At 69.0% G+C, this 15,661-nt stretch carries 16 protein-coding genes; 12 read left to right on the top strand and 4 right to left on the bottom strand.

From position 1 onward, the window contains the following. Window positions 1-8: 8 nt before the first annotated feature. From CTP10_RS08430 to CTP10_RS08420, 3 genes are all read right to left on the bottom strand, one after another. Complete coding sequence (locus CTP10_RS08430) at window positions 9-773, bottom strand: crotonase/enoyl-CoA hydratase family protein (protein WP_116320722.1); 765 nt, start codon at window positions 771-773, stop codon at window positions 9-11. Between the two features lie 57 nt (window positions 774-830). Next, window positions 831-1,595: an SDR family NAD(P)-dependent oxidoreductase gene (locus CTP10_RS08425; protein WP_116320723.1), complete on the bottom strand. Its 765-nt coding sequence runs from the start codon at window positions 1,593-1,595 to the stop codon at window positions 831-833. A 72-nt stretch (window positions 1,596-1,667) separates the two neighbouring features. Next, a complete protein-coding gene (locus CTP10_RS08420; protein WP_116320724.1) occupies window positions 1,668-2,846 on the bottom strand; it encodes a thiolase family protein in 1,179 nt (392 codons plus the stop codon). A gap of 227 nt (window positions 2,847-3,073) precedes the next feature. Here CTP10_RS08420 and CTP10_RS08415 point away from each other — a divergent pair, with 227 nt between their 5' ends. The 3 genes from CTP10_RS08415 (at window position 3,074) to CTP10_RS08405 (ending at window position 6,767) form a co-directional block, all read left to right on the top strand. After that, the gene (locus CTP10_RS08415) at window positions 3,074-3,889 is read left to right on the top strand and encodes an IclR family transcriptional regulator (RefSeq protein ID WP_116320725.1); all 816 of its coding nucleotides are present in this window, start codon (window positions 3,074-3,076) and stop codon (window positions 3,887-3,889) included. Between the two features lie 123 nt (window positions 3,890-4,012). Beyond that, window positions 4,013-5,287 carry an MASE1 domain-containing protein gene (locus tag CTP10_RS08410; protein ID WP_116320726.1) on the top strand — a complete coding sequence of 425 codons (1,275 nt, stop codon included), beginning with the start codon at window positions 4,013-4,015 and terminating at the stop codon, window positions 5,285-5,287. After that, entirely contained in the window at window positions 5,280-6,767 is a 1,488-nt protein-coding gene (locus tag CTP10_RS08405) for an acyl-CoA-binding protein (RefSeq protein WP_116320727.1), read from the top strand. The genes CTP10_RS08410 and CTP10_RS08405 overlap by 8 nt, the downstream gene beginning before the upstream one ends. A 49-nt stretch (window positions 6,768-6,816) precedes the next feature. Here the strand turns inward: CTP10_RS08405 and CTP10_RS08400 are convergent, their stop codons facing one another. Continuing rightward, window positions 6,817-7,614: a crotonase/enoyl-CoA hydratase family protein gene (locus CTP10_RS08400; RefSeq protein WP_116320728.1), complete on the bottom strand. Its 798-nt coding sequence runs from the start codon at window positions 7,612-7,614 to the stop codon at window positions 6,817-6,819. Window positions 7,615-7,909: 295 nt separating this feature from the next. Here CTP10_RS08400 and CTP10_RS08395 point away from each other — a divergent pair, with 295 nt between their 5' ends. The 9 genes from CTP10_RS08395 to CTP10_RS08355 all read left to right on the top strand — a co-directional run bounded on the left by CTP10_RS08395 (window position 7,910) and on the right by CTP10_RS08355 (window position 15,557). After that, complete coding sequence (locus tag CTP10_RS08395) at window positions 7,910-8,353, top strand: universal stress protein (RefSeq protein WP_116320729.1); 444 nt, start codon at window positions 7,910-7,912, stop codon at window positions 8,351-8,353. A gap of 10 nt (window positions 8,354-8,363) precedes the next feature. Further along, window positions 8,364-11,168, top strand: coding sequence for a monovalent cation/H+ antiporter subunit A (locus CTP10_RS08390; RefSeq protein WP_116320730.1), 2,805 nt, complete (start codon window positions 8,364-8,366; stop codon window positions 11,166-11,168). After that, window positions 11,168-11,557, top strand: coding sequence for a Na+/H+ antiporter subunit C (locus tag CTP10_RS08385; protein ID WP_116320731.1), 390 nt, complete (start codon window positions 11,168-11,170; stop codon window positions 11,555-11,557). Before CTP10_RS08390 ends, CTP10_RS08385 begins: the two co-directional genes overlap by 1 nt. Continuing rightward, entirely contained in the window at window positions 11,554-13,092 is a 1,539-nt protein-coding gene (locus CTP10_RS08380; protein WP_116320732.1) for a monovalent cation/H+ antiporter subunit D, read from the top strand. The genes CTP10_RS08385 and CTP10_RS08380 overlap by 4 nt, the downstream gene beginning before the upstream one ends. 14 nt (window positions 13,093-13,106) lie before the next feature. Beyond that, a complete protein-coding gene (locus CTP10_RS08375) occupies window positions 13,107-13,610 on the top strand; it encodes a Na+/H+ antiporter subunit E (RefSeq protein ID WP_116320754.1) in 504 nt (167 codons plus the stop codon). Beyond that, window positions 13,595-13,867, top strand: coding sequence for a K+/H+ antiporter subunit F (locus tag CTP10_RS08370; protein WP_116320733.1), 273 nt, complete (start codon window positions 13,595-13,597; stop codon window positions 13,865-13,867). The genes CTP10_RS08375 and CTP10_RS08370 overlap by 16 nt, the downstream gene beginning before the upstream one ends. A gap of 9 nt (window positions 13,868-13,876) precedes the next feature. Then, a complete protein-coding gene (locus CTP10_RS08365; protein WP_116320734.1) occupies window positions 13,877-14,221 on the top strand; it encodes a Na+/H+ antiporter subunit G in 345 nt (114 codons plus the stop codon). A 132-nt stretch (window positions 14,222-14,353) separates the two neighbouring features. Then, a complete protein-coding gene (locus CTP10_RS08360; protein ID WP_116320735.1) occupies window positions 14,354-14,599 on the top strand; it encodes a hypothetical protein in 246 nt (81 codons plus the stop codon). Window positions 14,600-14,702: 103 nt separating this feature from the next. Continuing rightward, window positions 14,703-15,557: a class I SAM-dependent methyltransferase gene (locus CTP10_RS08355; RefSeq protein ID WP_116320736.1), complete on the top strand. Its 855-nt coding sequence runs from the start codon at window positions 14,703-14,705 to the stop codon at window positions 15,555-15,557. Window positions 15,558-15,661 lie beyond the last annotated feature (104 nt).

The raw sequence follows: 15,661 nt of genomic DNA, 5'->3' as shown, positions 1-15,661 counted from the left end.
CTACGGCATTACTTGCCGGTCCACACGGGCTTGCGCTTCTCCGCAAATGCCGCGGCGCCTTCGCGCGCATCGGCCGAGGTGAACACCGGCGCCAGCAACGGTCGCTGACGCTCGAACATCTCCTCGTTGCTCCAGTCCGCCGATTCGGCCACGATCTGCTTGCTCACCGCCACCGCCAGCGGGCCGTTGGCGACGATTTCCCCGGCCAGCGCCAGCGCGCCCTGCAGCGCTTCGCCCGGTTCGGTCAGGCGGTTGATCAGGCCGTAGGCATGGGCCTGCTCGGCACCCAGCATATTGCCGGTCAGCGCGTATTCCATGGCGATGTGGTACGGCACGCGGCGCGGCAGGCGCATCAGGCCGCCGGCACCGGCGACCAGCCCGCGCTTGACTTCCGGAAGGCCGAACCTGGCCGCCTTCGACGAGACGATCAGGTCGCAGGCCAGCGCCAGTTCGAAGCCGCCTGCCAGCGCATAGCCTTCCACCGCGGCGATCAGCACCTTGCGCGGCAGCTTCTCGGTCAGCCCGCCGAAGCCACGGCCGGGGAGGCTGGGGCGCTTGCCCTCCAGGAAGCCCTTCAGGTCCATGCCGGAGCAGAAGGTGCCACCGGCGCCGGTCAGGATGGCGACCGCGAGGTCGTCACGGCTTTCCAGCTGGTCGATGGCCGCGGCCAGCGCGGTCGCGGTCTCGAAGTCCATGGCGTTGCGCGCCTGGGGCCGGTTCATGGTGATCAGCAGCGTATTGCCGCGGGTCTCTAGTTGCAGCGTGTCGCTCATGCAGATGTCCTGGTAAAGAAGGCCATTGGGGAGTGCTGGAGGTTGATCGAGGGCGGCTCAGCGCGGGGCCATGCGGATGGCGCCGTCCAGGCGGATGGTCTCGCCGTTGAGCATCGGGTTCTCCAGGATGTGCAGCGCAGTCGAGGCGTACTCGTCCGGCGCGCCCAGGCGTGCCGGGTGCGGCACCATGGCGCCCAGCGAGGTGCGCACGTTCTCCGGCAGCCTGGCCAGCAGCGGCGTGTCGAACAGGCCCGGGGCGATGGTGCACACGCGGATGGCGCGCTGCGCCAGGTCACGAGCGGCCACCAGCGTCATGCCGACGATGCCGGCCTTGGCCGAGCTGTACGGGATCTGGCCGATCTGGCCTTCGTAGGCGGCCACCGAGGCCGTCAGCACGCAGGCGCCGCGCTCGCCGTCGACCATTTCATTCTTTGCCATGCGCGCGGCACCCAGGCGCAGCGCGTTGAAGGTGCCGATCAGGTTGATGCGCACCACCGACTCGTACTTCTCCAGCGAGCCCGGCGAGCCGTCCTTCTCGACCACGCGCACCGGCGCGCCCAGCCCGGCGCAGTGGATCAGCGCGCGCAGCGGGGCGATGGCCTCGGCGGCGTCGTAGACGGCGTTCATCTGGTCGGTGTCGGTGACGTCGGCCTTGACGAAGCGGACCTTGCCGCCGAACTCGTCCACCACGGCGTTGCCGCGTTCTTCATTCAGGTCGGCGATGACCACGCCGACGCCGCGCTCCACCAGGCGGCGCGTGCAGGCCAGGCCCAGGCCGGAAGCACCGCCGGTGACGACGGCGGACATGTTTTCGAGTTTCATGGGTGTCTCCTAGAAGAAAAGATTCGCTGCGTTCCCGCGTTGGCGGGAACGGCAGGGTTGTTTGCAGGCGTCTTACAGGCGCTCGATGATGGTGGCGTTGGCCATGCCGCCGGCCTCGCACATCGACTGCAGGCCGTAGCGCTGGCCGCTGTCTTCCAGCGCATGCAGCATGGTGGTCATCAGGCGCACGCCCGACGCACCCAGCGGGTGGCCCAGCGCGATCGCGCCGCCCCGCGGGTTCAGGCGCGCCGGATCGGCGCCCAGCGCCTTCTGCCAGGCCAGCGGCACGCAGGCGAAGGCTTCGTTGATTTCGTAGTGGTCGATCTGGTCCAGCTGCAGACCGCTCTTCTTGATGGCGCGCTGGCTGGCCGCGATCGGGGCGGTCAGCATCATCACCGGATCGTCGCCGCAGACATCGAAGGCGACAAAGCGCGCGCGGGGCTTCAGGCCCAGGCGTTGCGCCATGGATTCGCTCATCAGCAGCATGGCCGAGGCGCCGTCACTGATCTGCGAGGCGTTGCCGGCGGTGACATTCCAGCCGATCTGCGGGAACCGCCCGCTCAGCTCATCGTTGCGGAACGAGGCCTGCAGCGTGCCCAGCTTTTCCACCGAGGTGCCGGGGCGGATCGTTTCGTCATGCTCCACCACGCCATTGGGCGTGCTGATCGGCAGGATCTCGCGGCGGAAGGCACCGCTTTCGCGCGCAGCGGCGGCCAGTTCGTGCGAACGGGCCGAGTAGCTGTCCATGTCCTGGCGCGACAGTTCGTACCTGGCCGCCACCAGTTCGGCCGCCACGCCCTGCGACACCAGCCCCGGCGCGTAGCGCGCTTCCATCGACGGGCCGTACGGGTTCTGGCCGATGCGGGCCGAGCCCATCGGCACGCGGCTCATCGACTCGATGCCGCAGGCGATGACGATGTCATAGGCACCGGCCATGATGCCCTGTGCGGCAAAGTGCACGGCCTGCTGGCTCGAGCCGCACTTGCGGTCGATGGTGGTGGCGGGCACATGGTCAGGGAAGCCGGCGGCCAGCCAGGCCACGCGGCCCGGGCCGGCGGACTGCTCGCCGGCCTGCGTCACGCAACCGGTGATGACGTCGTCGACCAGGCCGGGGTCGAGCTTGTTGCGTTCGACCAGGCCCTTGAGCACCTGCGCCAGCAGCTCGGTGGCATGCAGCTCGGTAAAGGCCGATCCCGGCTTGGAGCGGCCCATCGGGCTGCGAATGGCGTCGACGATGACGGCTTGTTGCATGGGGTGTCTCCTGATGCAGAGCGGTTGCAAGTCGTGGATGAATCGTTGATTCGGGATATTGAGACGTCAGTTTCAAAAAGTGATCGTCCAATACGATGAATTGGGATTCTCGCGTTGGAATTTCACTCTGTAAACTCAAAATCCCACGTTTGACTTCGGAATCAACGAAGGGCAACATCCGGGTTTTGAGACGCTGGTATCAAAAAAATCCAGACGAAGGCCCTTGTATGACGAATTCAGCACACCCCTCCCTGACCCCGCCGCCTGCCGATGCCGACGGCGAGGCGCGCCTGGTCAGCGCGCTGGCCCGGGGCGTTTCGATCCTCAACTGCTTCTCGCCGACGGTGCAGGAGCTGAGCAGCCGCGAGCTGATGGAGCGCACCGGGCTGGCCAAACCGACGCTGTTCCGCTTGCTCGACACCTTGTGCGAGTTGGGCCTGCTGCACTATTCGGAGCGCCTGTCGCGCTATGTGCCGGGGATCGGGCTGGTGAACCTGGCGGCGCCGGCACTGGCGCGGATGACGGTGCGCCAGCTGGCGCGGCCGGCCATGCAGGAACTGGCCGACCATATCGCCGGGCAGGTCGAGCTGATCGTCGGCAACGGCAACGCGCTGACCTATGTCGAAATCGCCCAGGGCGTGGGCAGCCATGTGTTCCGGCCCGAGGTCGGCACCCGGGTATCGATCTCCCGCACGGGGTCCGGCCGCGGCTACCTGCTGCGGATGCCGGAGGCCGAGCGCGAGGCCTGGCTCGCCCAACTGCGCGCGGCCGACCCGACGCGCGCCGACTGGCTGCAGCAGCGCCTGGCCGACGCCACGCGCGACCTGCAGGAGCACGGCTTCTGCCGTGGCCATCGCGACCTGCATCGCGAGGTCGAATCGGTTGCCGTGCCGATGCGCGCGCGGCGCGACGGCGAAGCGTGGATCTTTGCCGCGTCGGTGCCGGTGTTCAGCCCGCAGAGCAAGCAGATCGAAGAAGACATCGGCCCGCGGCTGGTCAGCCTGGTGCGCAACGTGGAAGGCGCACTGGGGGTGTCCGGCTGACGCCGCCGGGGGGCCTGCCTGGTCGAGTGACGTACCTTGCCCCACCAGCAGGCTGGCGGCTATCCTGAGTCACAAACAGGACGTCGGGAACACGCCAGGAACAGCTTTCTTGGGGGTAGGCCAATGCAACAGATCCGCCTGGCGGCAATCGTCGCCGTGCTGGTACTTGTCGCCGGCGTGGTGTCGCGCTCGCTGGCGCATGCGTCGACCGAAGCAGTGCCGGTCTGGCTTGGCAGCGGCGTCACGTTTGCCGCGCTGCTGGTGTGCGCGCGCTGGTCGTGGCCGGCGGTGCTGGCCGGCGCGGGGCTGGCGCTGGCAGGGTGGGGCATGGCCACCCACGGCCTGCCGCTGCGCGGTGCCGTGGCGTTCGGCCTGATCGAGGTCATCAGCCTGGGCACCGCCGGCTGGATTGCCACCTACGGCCGCCGCGACCCGCAAAGCCCGCCGGGCGCCACCCTGCTGATCGCGGGCGCCCTGGTCGGCGCGGCACTGGGCGCATCGCTGGCGGTCGAACTCTGGCGCTGGCAGCGGCCGGGACTGGACCTGCCGGTCGAATGGCGCGCCTGGGCCTTCTCCACCGCTGCCGGGCTGCTGCTGGTGGGGCCGCTGGCGGTGGCGTTCCGCGGCTTCCGCGTGCGGCGCTCGGGCGGCATGCCGATGCAGCAGTTCGCCGCCGGCGGGCTGGCCTTCGTGATCTTTATCGTGGCGGTGCTGGCGGTGTTCTCGGACAACGCCGCGCAGCGCTTCGGCGGCCTAGCGCCGACGCTGGCCTATGTGCCGATGCCGCTGCTGCTGGCCACCGCGCTGCTGTGGGGGCCGCGTGGCGGCGCGGTTGCCACGCTGCTGGGCTGCCTGCTGATCATCCACCGCACCGCGGCCGGCGCCGGCCCGTTCAACGTCATCGAAGGTTTTCCGGGCGAGGCCGTGGTCGAGGTGCAAGGCTTTGTCATTGTCTGGGCGCTGGTGATGCTGCTCGGCCGCGCCTTGTCGGAGGGCCGCCGCACCGCGCTGGAGGAAGCGCGGGCCTGGCGCCTGCGCTATGCGCGCACGCTGCAGGCGGTGGGCGTGGCCAGCGTCGAGTATGACGCGGTCACCGGCCGCGCTACATGGAGCGAGGGCGCGGCGGAACTGCTCGGCGACACGATCCGCGACGTCAACAGCGTCGACGAATGGCTGGACCATATCGATGCCGCCGACCGCGGGCTGGTGCAGGCCACCTGGTCCGCCGTGGCGCGCGGCGATGCGCCCGACAGCGTGCAGGAATACGCCGTGACGCTGCCGGGCAGCGGCCGCCTGCGGGTGCACGAGCGGCTGGCCGGCATCCGCGGTGCCGATGGCCAGGTCGAGCAGGTCGCCGCGCTGCTGCGCCGCGCTGGCGCGGAGCCGGCGCATGTCTGAGCCCGGCGTGTTCCTGATCCACGGCCTGGGCGGCACGCAATATGACCTGGGCTCGATGCACAAGCGCCTCAAGCGCGCCGGCTTCGTCACGCACTCGCTGACGCTGCCGGGGCACGGCACGCGGCCCGAAGACCTGTGCGGCGTGCGCGCCGAGGATTGGCTCGAGGCAGTGCGCGTCAAGTACCGCGAGATCATCGACCAGCATGAAACGCTGCACGTGATGGGCATGTGCATGGGGGCACTGCTCGCCGTGGAGACGGTCAAGCGCGAGCAGCACGCCAAGGGCCGGCTGGTCGCGCTGGCGCCGCCGGTCTATATCGACGGCTGGGCCACGCCGTGGTATCGCGGCCTGCGCCCGCTGCTGTACCAGATTCCAGGCGTTCCCAACCGGATGAAGGTGGAAGAGGAAGAGCCGTTCGGCATCAAGAACGAGCAGCTGCGCGAGATCGTCAAGGCCAAGTTCGCGCGCGGCGAGAACTTCCACTACCAGTGGGTGCCGCTGGCCTGCATCCGCGAGGTCGACCGGCTGCGCGCCTTCGTGCGCAAGGGACTGCAGCGCATTGCCTGTCCCACGCTGGTGGTCCACGCGCGGCTGGACGAACTGACCAGCCTGCGCTCGGCCAACTACCTGGTCGAGCAGATCGGGCAGGGCAAGCGTGCCGGGCAGGCGCGCATGGTGGTGCTGGAAGACAGCTACCACATGGTCTGCGTCGACAATGACCGCGAGCTGGTGGCGCGCAACGTGCTGGAGTTCTTCGAGGCCAGTGTCGGCACTTCGCTCGGCATGGCGGGTGCGGAGCGCGATGGCGCGCGCATGACGCCGGAGCAGATGGCCGAGTTGCTGGCGGCGGCGCGCGCGGACCTGGAGCAGGGCGATCTGGCCGCGCTCTATGCGCGCGGCAAGGGCGATTTTGCGTGGTTCCAGCCGGGGGCCAACCGGACCAGCGGAGTCTATCGAGGCGACCGCGGCCTCGCGCGGATGCGGGCGTGGGCGGATGCGGGGCTGTCGTTCGCTGCGTTCGGCGCGCCGGTGCTCAATACCGGCATGGCGGTGGTGCCGGCGACCTTGCGCAGTGGCACGCTGGCTTCGCAGGGGGTGCTGGCGTTTGCACTGCGCGAGGGCAGGCTGCTGGAGGGACGGTGGTTCCCGGACGAGGTGGCGCTGGAAGACGCGCACTTCGGCGGCACGCCGGCGGTGCAGGGGCCAGGCCCCGCCGAAAAGGCCTTCGAGGCCGCGGCGGCGCTGTCGAAGACGCTGCGCCAGGCGCCCGACAACGACACCTTGCTGTCGCTCTATGCGCTCTACAAGCAAGGCAGCGTTGGCGACGTCAGCGGCGACCGTCCGGGCATGATGGACATGGTCGGGCGCGCCAAGTTCGACGCCTGGGCCGCGCGGCGCGGCCTGCCGCGCGATCAGGCCATGCGTGACTACGTGGCGCTGGTCAACCAGCTCAAGGCGGCGGAAACCCAATCCGCCTGAAGCCGGGTGCTCATGCGCTCGATCCGCTCGATCCGCTCGATCCGCTTGGTCAGTTGCCGCTGAACACCGGCGTGCGCTTGTCCAGGAATGCCTGCACCGCCTCGCGATGGTCGGCGGTCTGGTGCGACAGCGCCTGGAAGCCGGCGGACAGTTCCAGCAGCGTGTCGAGGCGGGTGTGAATGGCTTCGCGCATCAGCCGCTTGGCCAGGCGCACCGCGTGCGGCGGGTTGGCGGCGATGCGACCGGCCAGCTCGTACGCGGTCGGCAGCAGCGCCTCGGGGGCCACCACGCGCGAGACCAGGTTCCATTCCAGCGCGGTCTTCGCATCGATCGCCTGGCCGGTAAAGGTCATCTCGGCGGCGCGCGACAGCCCGATCACGCGCGGCAGCAGCCATGCGCCGCCGTCGCCGGGGATGATGCCCAGCTTGACGAACGATTCGGCAAACTGCGCGCGCTCGGAGGCGATGCGGATATCGCACATGCAGGTCAGGTCCAGCCCCGCGCCCATGGCCGCGCCGTTGACGGCGGCAATGACCGGCACTTCCAGGTTGAACAGTGCCAGCGGCAGCCGCTGGATGCCGCAGCGGTAGTCCTGCCGGATCTCCATGCCCGGCACCTGGCCGGAAGCCTGGCGTTCCATGTCCTTGATATTGCCGCCGGAGGAGAACGCCGTGCCGGCGCCGGTGATGACCACGGCGCGCACGCTGCGGTCGGCATGGATGCGCTCGATCGCGGCCAGGAACTCCGCCACCGCGGTATTGCCGGTCAGCGGGTTGCGGCGCTCGGGCTCGTTCATCGTCAGCGTGACGATGTGGCCGTCCTGTTCGTAGAGGAGGAAGTCGCTCATGGTGGGTGTCTCCGGGTGCATCGGGTTCAGTTGCTGGCGCCAAGGCTAAGGCAGCCGGGCCGGCCGCGTCCAATATTCATTTGTTGGCGGGCGATAGCGGGCATATATCGTTTGCCGCGCGCCACCATGTTGCCGCGATGCATGCGCTGGCGCGTGTGTATTCAGTATGTTATGCAGGACCATGAATTTTTTCGTGCATCCCCTAACAGGCCATGCATGACTTGCGCAATACCCCCAGAATCCGGAAAGTAGGGGGCACGCCTGCCCGCTGTATCGTTAAGCCTGGACTTTGCCCATGACAGTCGTCGTACTCGCGATGGACGGATCGCCCGACAGCGTTGCCGCCGCCCGCCGCCTGGCCAGCCGCCCGCTGCTGGCCGAGCCTTTGTCCGTGCATGTTGCCCATGTCTCGCCGGTGCTCGGCAGCCCCGGCCTGTCCCGGTCCGCGCTCGACGCCGAGAACCGCAGCCAGGCCGACAGCGCCTTTGCCGCCGCCGAAGCCGTGCTGCCCGGCATGCCGCTGGTGCGGCACTGGCTGCATGGCGATCCCGCGGCCGAGCTGGCGCAGCTGGCGGACACGCTGGATGCCGATGCCATCGTGCTCGGCGCCAAGGGACGCGGCCCTTTCGTGTCGGCGCTGCTGGGATCGGTGGTGTCCGCGGTACTGGCGCAAGCCACGGTGCCGGTGATCGTCGTCAATCCGCGCGCCGCGCAGGCGCGTGCGCCTGCCCAGGCCTGAGGCGGCGCCCATGGAACTACCGCTGCTGATCGCGCTGCCGCTGCTGGCCGCGGCGCTGACCTGGGTGATCGGCATGCGCGTGCCGCGGCTGGTGGCGCCGATCATCGTCGGCCTGCCGCTGGTCGGGCTGGTGTTGCTGCTGCAGCTGCGCGGCGCGGTCTTCGACCAGCCCGGGGATGGGTTGGCCTGGCGCGTGAGCTGGCTGCCGGCGCTGGGACTCGACCTGTCGCTGCGCCTGGACGGGCTGGCCTACCTGTTTGCGCTGCTGGTGGTCGGTGTCGGCCTGCTGGTGATCCTGTATGCGCGCTACTACCTCGCGCGCAATGAATCGGCGGTGCGCTTCTTCTGCCTGCTGCTCCTGTTCATGGCGGCGATGCTGGGCGTGGTGCTGGCCGGCAACCTGCTGTTGCTGGCGGTGTTCTGGGAGCTGACCAGCATCCTGTCGTTCCTGCTGATCGGCTTCTGGTCATGGCGCGGCGACGCCCGCCAGGGCGCGCGCATGGCACTGACCGTCACCGGCGGCGGCGGGCTGGCGCTGCTGGCCGGGGTGCTGCTGCTGGGCCATATCTGCGGCAGCTTCGAGCTGTCGGCGGTGCTGGCGCAGGCCGGCAACGTGCAGCGCCACCCGCTCTACATGCCGATGCTGGTGCTGATCCTGCTGGCGGTCTTTACCAAGTCGGCGCAGTTCCCGTTCAGCTTCTGGCTGCCGCAGGCGATGGCCGCGCCCACGCCGGTGTCCGCGTACCTGCACTCGGCCACCATGGTCAAGGCCGGCGTGTTCCTGCTGGCGCGCCTGTACCCGGTGCTGGACGGCACCAACGGCTGGTTCTACCTGGTCAGCATGACCGGGCTGGCAACGCTGATCTTCGGCGCCGCGATGGCGCTGCTGCAGCGCGACCTCAAGGGGCTGCTGGCGTATTCCACCATCAGCCACCTGGGGCTGATCACGCTGCTGTTCGGGCTCGATACCCAGCTCAGCACGGTGGCGGCGATCTTCCACATCATCAACCACGCCGTGTTCAAGGCGTCGCTGTTCATGGCCGCAGGCATCATCGACCACGAGACCGGCACGCGCGACCTGGACCGGCTGCACGGGCTGGCCCGCTACATGCCGCATACGGCAGTGCTGGCGATCGTGGCGTCGTTGTCGATGGCGGGCGTGCCGCTGTTCAACGGCTTCCTCAGCAAGGAAATGTTCTTTGGCGAGACCCTGGCGCAGGGCCTGCTGGGCGAATTCAACTGGGTCATCCCGGCGGCGGCGACGATGGCCGGCGCGCTGACGATGGCGTATTCGCTGCGCTTTATCTACGGCGTGTTCTTTGGCGCCAGGCAGCCAGACATTCCCAACTACCCGCCGCACGAGCCGCCGCGCTTCATGAAGGTGCCGGTGGAATTCCTGGTCGTGATCTGCCTGGTGGTCGGGCTGGTGCCCGCTTACACGGTGGGCACCCTGCTGGCGGCGGCGTCGCTGGCCACGCTGCGCGCGCCGCTGCCGCCGTACAGCCTGAACCTGTGGCACGGCGTCAACCTGCCGCTGGTGATGAGCCTGCTGTCGATGACGGGCGGCGCGGCGCTGTTCTTCCTGCGCCGCGATGCGCTGCGGCGCTGGCAACAGTCGCTCGAGCACCTGAATGCGCGCCGTTCGTTCGAGAGCGGCATGCGCGCGCTCGAGGGCGTAGCCACCGCCATCACGCGCACGCTGGAGCGCGGTTCGTTGCCGGGCTATATCGCCTGGATGCTGCTGGCAATGCTGGCGCTGCCGGCCTGGTACCTGGCCGATCTCGACGCGCTTGCCGGCACCATCCCGGCCGGCGCGCTCGACCCGATGGGCAGCGCGGCGCTGGCGCTGCTGGCGGTGCTGGCGCTGGCGGTGGTGGTCGCGCGCGGGCAGCGACTGGCGGCGCTGGTGCTGCTCAGCGGCTGCGGCCTGATGGTGTCGCTGGTGTTCCTGCGTTTCTCGGCACCGGACCTGGCGCTGACGCAGCTTTCGGTAGAGGTGGTGACGGTCGTGCTGCTGGTGCTGGCGCTGTTCTACCTGCCGCGCGAGACGGCCGAGCAGGGCGGCCCGGCGCGCCGCACCCGCGACGTGGTGCTCTCGCTGGGCGGCGGTACGCTGCTGGCGGTGGCCGCCTATGCGGTGATGACGCGTCCGTACGACCCGGTGTCGGCCTTCTATGTCGAGCAGGCGGTGCCGGGCGGCGGTGGCCACAACGTGGTCAACGTGCTGCTGGTGGACTTCCGCGGCTTCGACACCATGGGCGAGATCTGCGTGCTGCTGATCGCCGGCCTGGCGGTGCAGGCGCTGCTCAAGGGCATGCGCCTGCCAACGCCGTCGGCCGCGCCTGACGGGCTGCCGTGGACCAGCCAGGCGCATCCGCTGTTGCTGTCGATGCTGGCGCGGCTGATGCTGCCGCTCACGCTGCTGGTGGCGGTGTTTATCCTGCTGCGCGGGCACAACCTGCCGGGCGGTGGCTTTATCGCGGCGCTGATCACGTCGGTGGCGCTGCTGCTGCAGTACGTGGCCAACGGCGTGCGCTGGACCGAATCGCGCATCGCGCCGGACTATCGCGCCATCGCCGGCGCCGGCATCCTGCTGGCGGGGCTGACCGGTCTCGGCAGCCTGGCCTTCGGCTATCCCTTCCTGACAACCGCGTTCGGGCATTTCCACCTGCCGGGCATCGGCGAAATCGAGCTGGCTACGGCCATGATCTTTGACGTAGGTGTGTTCTGCACCGTGACCGGGACCACGCTGGTCATCATCTCGCACCTGGGCGTGCGCAACCTGCCGCCTGCGCGCGCCACGGAGGACGACTGATGGCCGCCCTCTACGCCGTGACCATCGGCATCCTGACCGCCTGCGGCATCTACCTGCTGCTGCGCGAGCGGGTCTTCACCGTGGTGCTGGGCCTGACGCTGCTGTCGTATGCGGTCAGCCTGTTCCTGCTCGGCATGGGCCGGCTGTCGATCGGCCAGCCGCCGGTGATCGTGCCCGGCGCCAGCTATGCCGACCCGCTGCCGCAGGCGCTGGTGCTGACCGCCATCGTGATCGCGTTCGGCATGACGGCGTTTGCCGTGGTGCTGGCGCTGCGTTCGCTGGGGCTGACCGGCAGCGATCATGTCGACGCGGCCGGCGAGCCTGAAAACGCCGCGGCGCCAGACCCCGATGGTGATGATGCAGGGAGCAAGCCGGAGCCGCGGCCATGAACCACGCCGTACTGCTTCCCATCCTGCTGCCGATGTTCGCCGGCGCGCTGCTGACAGCGATGCCAGCGCAGGCCTTGCGTGCGCAGCGTGCCGTGTGCACGGTAGCCGCGCTGTTGCTGCTGCCGGTGGCCATCATGCTGATGCAGCATGCGGCCACGGGCGCCATCGACGTCTATGCGATGGGCAACTGGGCCGCCCCGTTCGGCATCGTGCTGCAGCTGGACCGTACCGGCGCCATGATGCTGGTGCTGACGTCGGTGCTGGCTATTGCGGCGCTAGCCGCGGCAGGCGAGGGCACCGCGCGCCAGGGCCGGCATTTCCACGCGCTGTTCCAGTTCCAGCTGATGGGCCTGAACGGCGCGTTCCTGGCCGGCGACCTGTTCAACCTGTTCGTCTTCTTCGAGATCCTGCTGATCGCCTCCTACGCGCTGCTGGTGCATGGCGCGGGCCGCGCGCGCATCGGCGCCGGGCTCCACTACGTCATCCTGAACCTGGTGGCCTCGTCGTTCTTCCTGGTGGCGATCGGCGTGCTGTACGGGCTCAGCGGCACGCTCAACATGGCGCACCTGGGCTTGCGGCTGGCCGGCCTGCCGGCGCAGGATCTGCCGCTGGCAGTGGCCGCCGGCGTCATGCTGATGCTGGTGTTCGCGCTCAAGGCGGCGCTGTTCCCGCTGTACTTCTGGCTGCCACGTGCCTATGCCAGTGCCACCGGCCCGGTCGCCGCGCTGTTCGCCATCATGACGAAGGTCGGCATCTACGCCATGCTGCGCTGTGCCGCGTTGCTGTTCGGCGGCGCGCAGGGGCTGCTGGGGCCGTTCCTGCATGACTGGGTGTTTCCGCTGGCGCTGGTGACGCTGGCGATCGGCGGCATCGGCGCGGTGGCCGCCCGCACGCTGCGCGCGATGACGAGCTACCTGGTGGTAGCGTCGGTGGGTCTGCTGTCGGCCAGCGTGGCGATGCAGACGCAGGCCGGCTGGGCCGCAGCGCTGTACTACCTGCCCAGCACCACGCTGTGCACAGCGGGCCTGTTCCTGCTGGCCGATGCGCTGGAGCCGGATCCCGCGCGCGACGGCGCGCCGCCGGTGGCCTCGCGACTGGCCGGGGTACTGTACCTGGTCGGCGTGCTCGCGGCGGTGGGCCTGCCGCCGCTGTCGGGCTTCCTCGGCAAGGCCATGATCCTGCGCGCGACCCCCGCGCCATGGATGCCGGCGCTGTGGCCGGTGGTACTGGGATCGAGCCTGCTGCTGTTGATCGCGGTGTCGCGCACCGGTACGCGGCTGCTGTGGCGCCTGCCGCATGAAGCGGCGCAGGTGCCGGAAGGCGCGGAGTATCTCGACGAGGACCATCCTTCCGCGGCGCGCGCCCGCGTGCGGCCGGATCCGCGCAAGCTGGCCTGCTGCGCGCTGCTGCTGGCGGGCAACGTCACGCTGACCGTCTATGCGCGGCCGGCCACCGAATACATGGCGGACGCCGCCGCGCAGTTGCTGGACCGCGCGGCTTACCTGCGGGCCGTGTTGCCCGCGCAAGGGGAGTAGCCATGCTGCGCCGCTTGATGCGCCACCTGCTGCCCCATCCCTGGCTCAGCCTGATCCTGTTGCTGATATGGCTGATGCTGTCCAACAGCATCGCCCCCGGCCACTGGCTGCTGGGCGCATTGCTCGGCTGGGCCATCGGCCGCCTGGCCGACCGCTGGCTGGTGCTGGGCGCATTCCGGCTGTCACGTCCCGACCTGATCCTGCGCCTGAGCATCCATGTGCTGATCGATATCGTCATGGCCAATATCGAAGTGGCCATCCTGGTGCTGGGCCGCACCGCACGGCTGCGGCCGGCCTTCATCGTGGTGCCGCTGGACGTGGAGCATGAACTGGCCACCACCGCGCTGATCAGCATCGTTTCCCTGAGCCCGGGCACGCTGTGCGCCGAACTCAGCGACGACCGGCGCGCGCTGCTGGTCCACGTGCTCGACCTGGAAGAAGAAGCGGCCCTGGTCGAACGCATCAAGTCGCGCTATGAAATCCCGCTGAAGGAGATTTTCCAATGCTTGCCATCGTGATACCGGTGTGCCTGGTCATCCTCGGGCTGGCCTTCCTGCTGACCTTTGCGCGGCTGCTGCGCGGGCCCAGCCTGCCGGACCGCATCGTGGCGCTGGACACGCTCAATATCAACGCCATCGCGTTGATCGTGCTGCTGGGCATCAGCCTGGATTCGGCCATGTTCTTCGAGGCCGCGCTGCTGATCGCGGTGATGGGCTTCGTCGGCACGGTAGCGCTGTCCAAGTACCTGCAACGCGGCGACATCATCGAATACTAGGAGACCGCCATGCTGCATCCCGTCGCGGAATTCATTGTTTGCGCGCTGCTTGTGATCGGCAGCGTATTCATGCTGGTGGGCGCGATCGGGCTGTTCCGCCTGCCGGACTTCTTCATGCGGCTGCACGGGCCGACCAAGTCGACCACGCTGGGCGTGGGCGGCGTGGTGCTGGCGTCGGTGGCGTATTTCAGCTTTCGCGGCGACGCCAGCGTGCATGAGCTGCTGGTGACCGCGTTCCTGTTCCTGACCGCGCCGATCAGTGCGCACATGCTGTCCAAGGCCGCGTTGCAGCGCCAGCTGCCGGTGGATCCGCGCACGCGCGGCAGCGGCTGGATGCCGCGCATCCGCGACTAAGGCCGCTTACATTTTTTCTGCAGGCGCGATGCCGATCCGGATCATTGCCTTACCCCCGCGTGCCCTATATTTTTTGCAATGACGCGCCATGCGCGGCGCGCAGCCTTGCCAACGTTACAGGGGGAAAGTTCCATGACCGCCATGCAAGATCCGCGCCTCGGCGCCTGCGCCTACCTGCTGCACCTGCTGCTGCAGCGCGCCGAGGCCAGCCAGCCCGGGTTCCTGGACGACCTGATCCGTGGTGTTGCCGCCGACCGCGCCGGCATGCCTGACGTGCCGGAGCGGGAACAGGCGCTGCCGGTATTCGACGAAGCGCTGCGCATGCTCGAATTTGCCAACGTGCAGATGAAGGAAGCGCAGGCGCTGGGGCGGCCCTGACGCCATCGCTCCACGCAGCCCCGCCTGGTTTACTTTCGCGGCCAGGTGTCCTACACCCACTGAGGCGATCCCGGCTTCCAGCGTGCCGGGCAAGGGGACTTCCATGGTTTTGCCGAATGCCGACCAGCCGAATGCCGACCACCCGGATTCCGACCACATTTTCGCGGGTGCGATCCCTGACGTGTATGCGTCGCTGATGGTGCCCATGATCTTTGCGCCCTATGCCGCCGAACTGGCCGAACGCATCGCAGCGCTGCAACCGCGCCGGGTGCTGGAGCTGGCCGCCGGTACCGGCGTGCTCACGCGCGAGCTGGCGCGCCGGCTCGCGCCCGGCGCGATCATCGTTGCCACTGACCTCAATGCGCCGATGCTGGCGCGGGCCCAGGCCGAGGGCACGGAGCGCCCGGTGACCTGGCGCGAGGCCGACGCCATGGCGCTGCCGTTCGGCGATGCCAGTTTCGACCTGGTGGCCTGCCAGTTCGGCGTGATGTTCTTCCCCGACAAGGCCAAGGCCTTCGCCGAAGCGCGCCGCGTGCTGGTGCCGGGCGGGACGCTGGTGTTCAACGTCTGGGACCGGATCGAGTTCAACGCCTTTGCCCGCGATGTCTCGGCGGCGCTGGCCCGCCTGTTCCCCGAGGCCCCGCCGGACTTCATGACGCGCACGCCGCACGGCTATCACAGCCAGGCGGCGATCGAGCAGGACTTGCGCCAGGGCGGCTTTACCGCGCCGCCGCTGTTCGAGACCGTCACCGCCACCAGTCGCGCCGATGCCGCCCGCGTCCCGGCAGTGGCGTACTGCCAGGGCACGCCGCTGCGCGCGGACCTGGAGCGGCGCGGCCCCGATGCGCTGGCGCGGGCGACTGACGCTTGCGCACAGGCGCTCCTGGCGGCATTTGGAGACGGACCCGTCGCCGGCCCGATGCAGGCGCATGTCGTGATGGCCGTCGCCAGCGGCTGAGGCATGCCCCGGCATGGCGCAAGCGGCAAGCCGGCCATCCGTCCGGTCGCCGCACCACGCGCCAGGCTGTTACCAAACGGCTTATTCCCTACACTGGATGCATA

This window comes from Cupriavidus sp. P-10 (assembly GCF_003402535.2).
Taxonomy (GTDB): domain Bacteria; phylum Pseudomonadota; class Gammaproteobacteria; order Burkholderiales; family Burkholderiaceae; genus Cupriavidus.
This window is presented reverse-complemented; position numbering and strand designations above follow the sequence as displayed.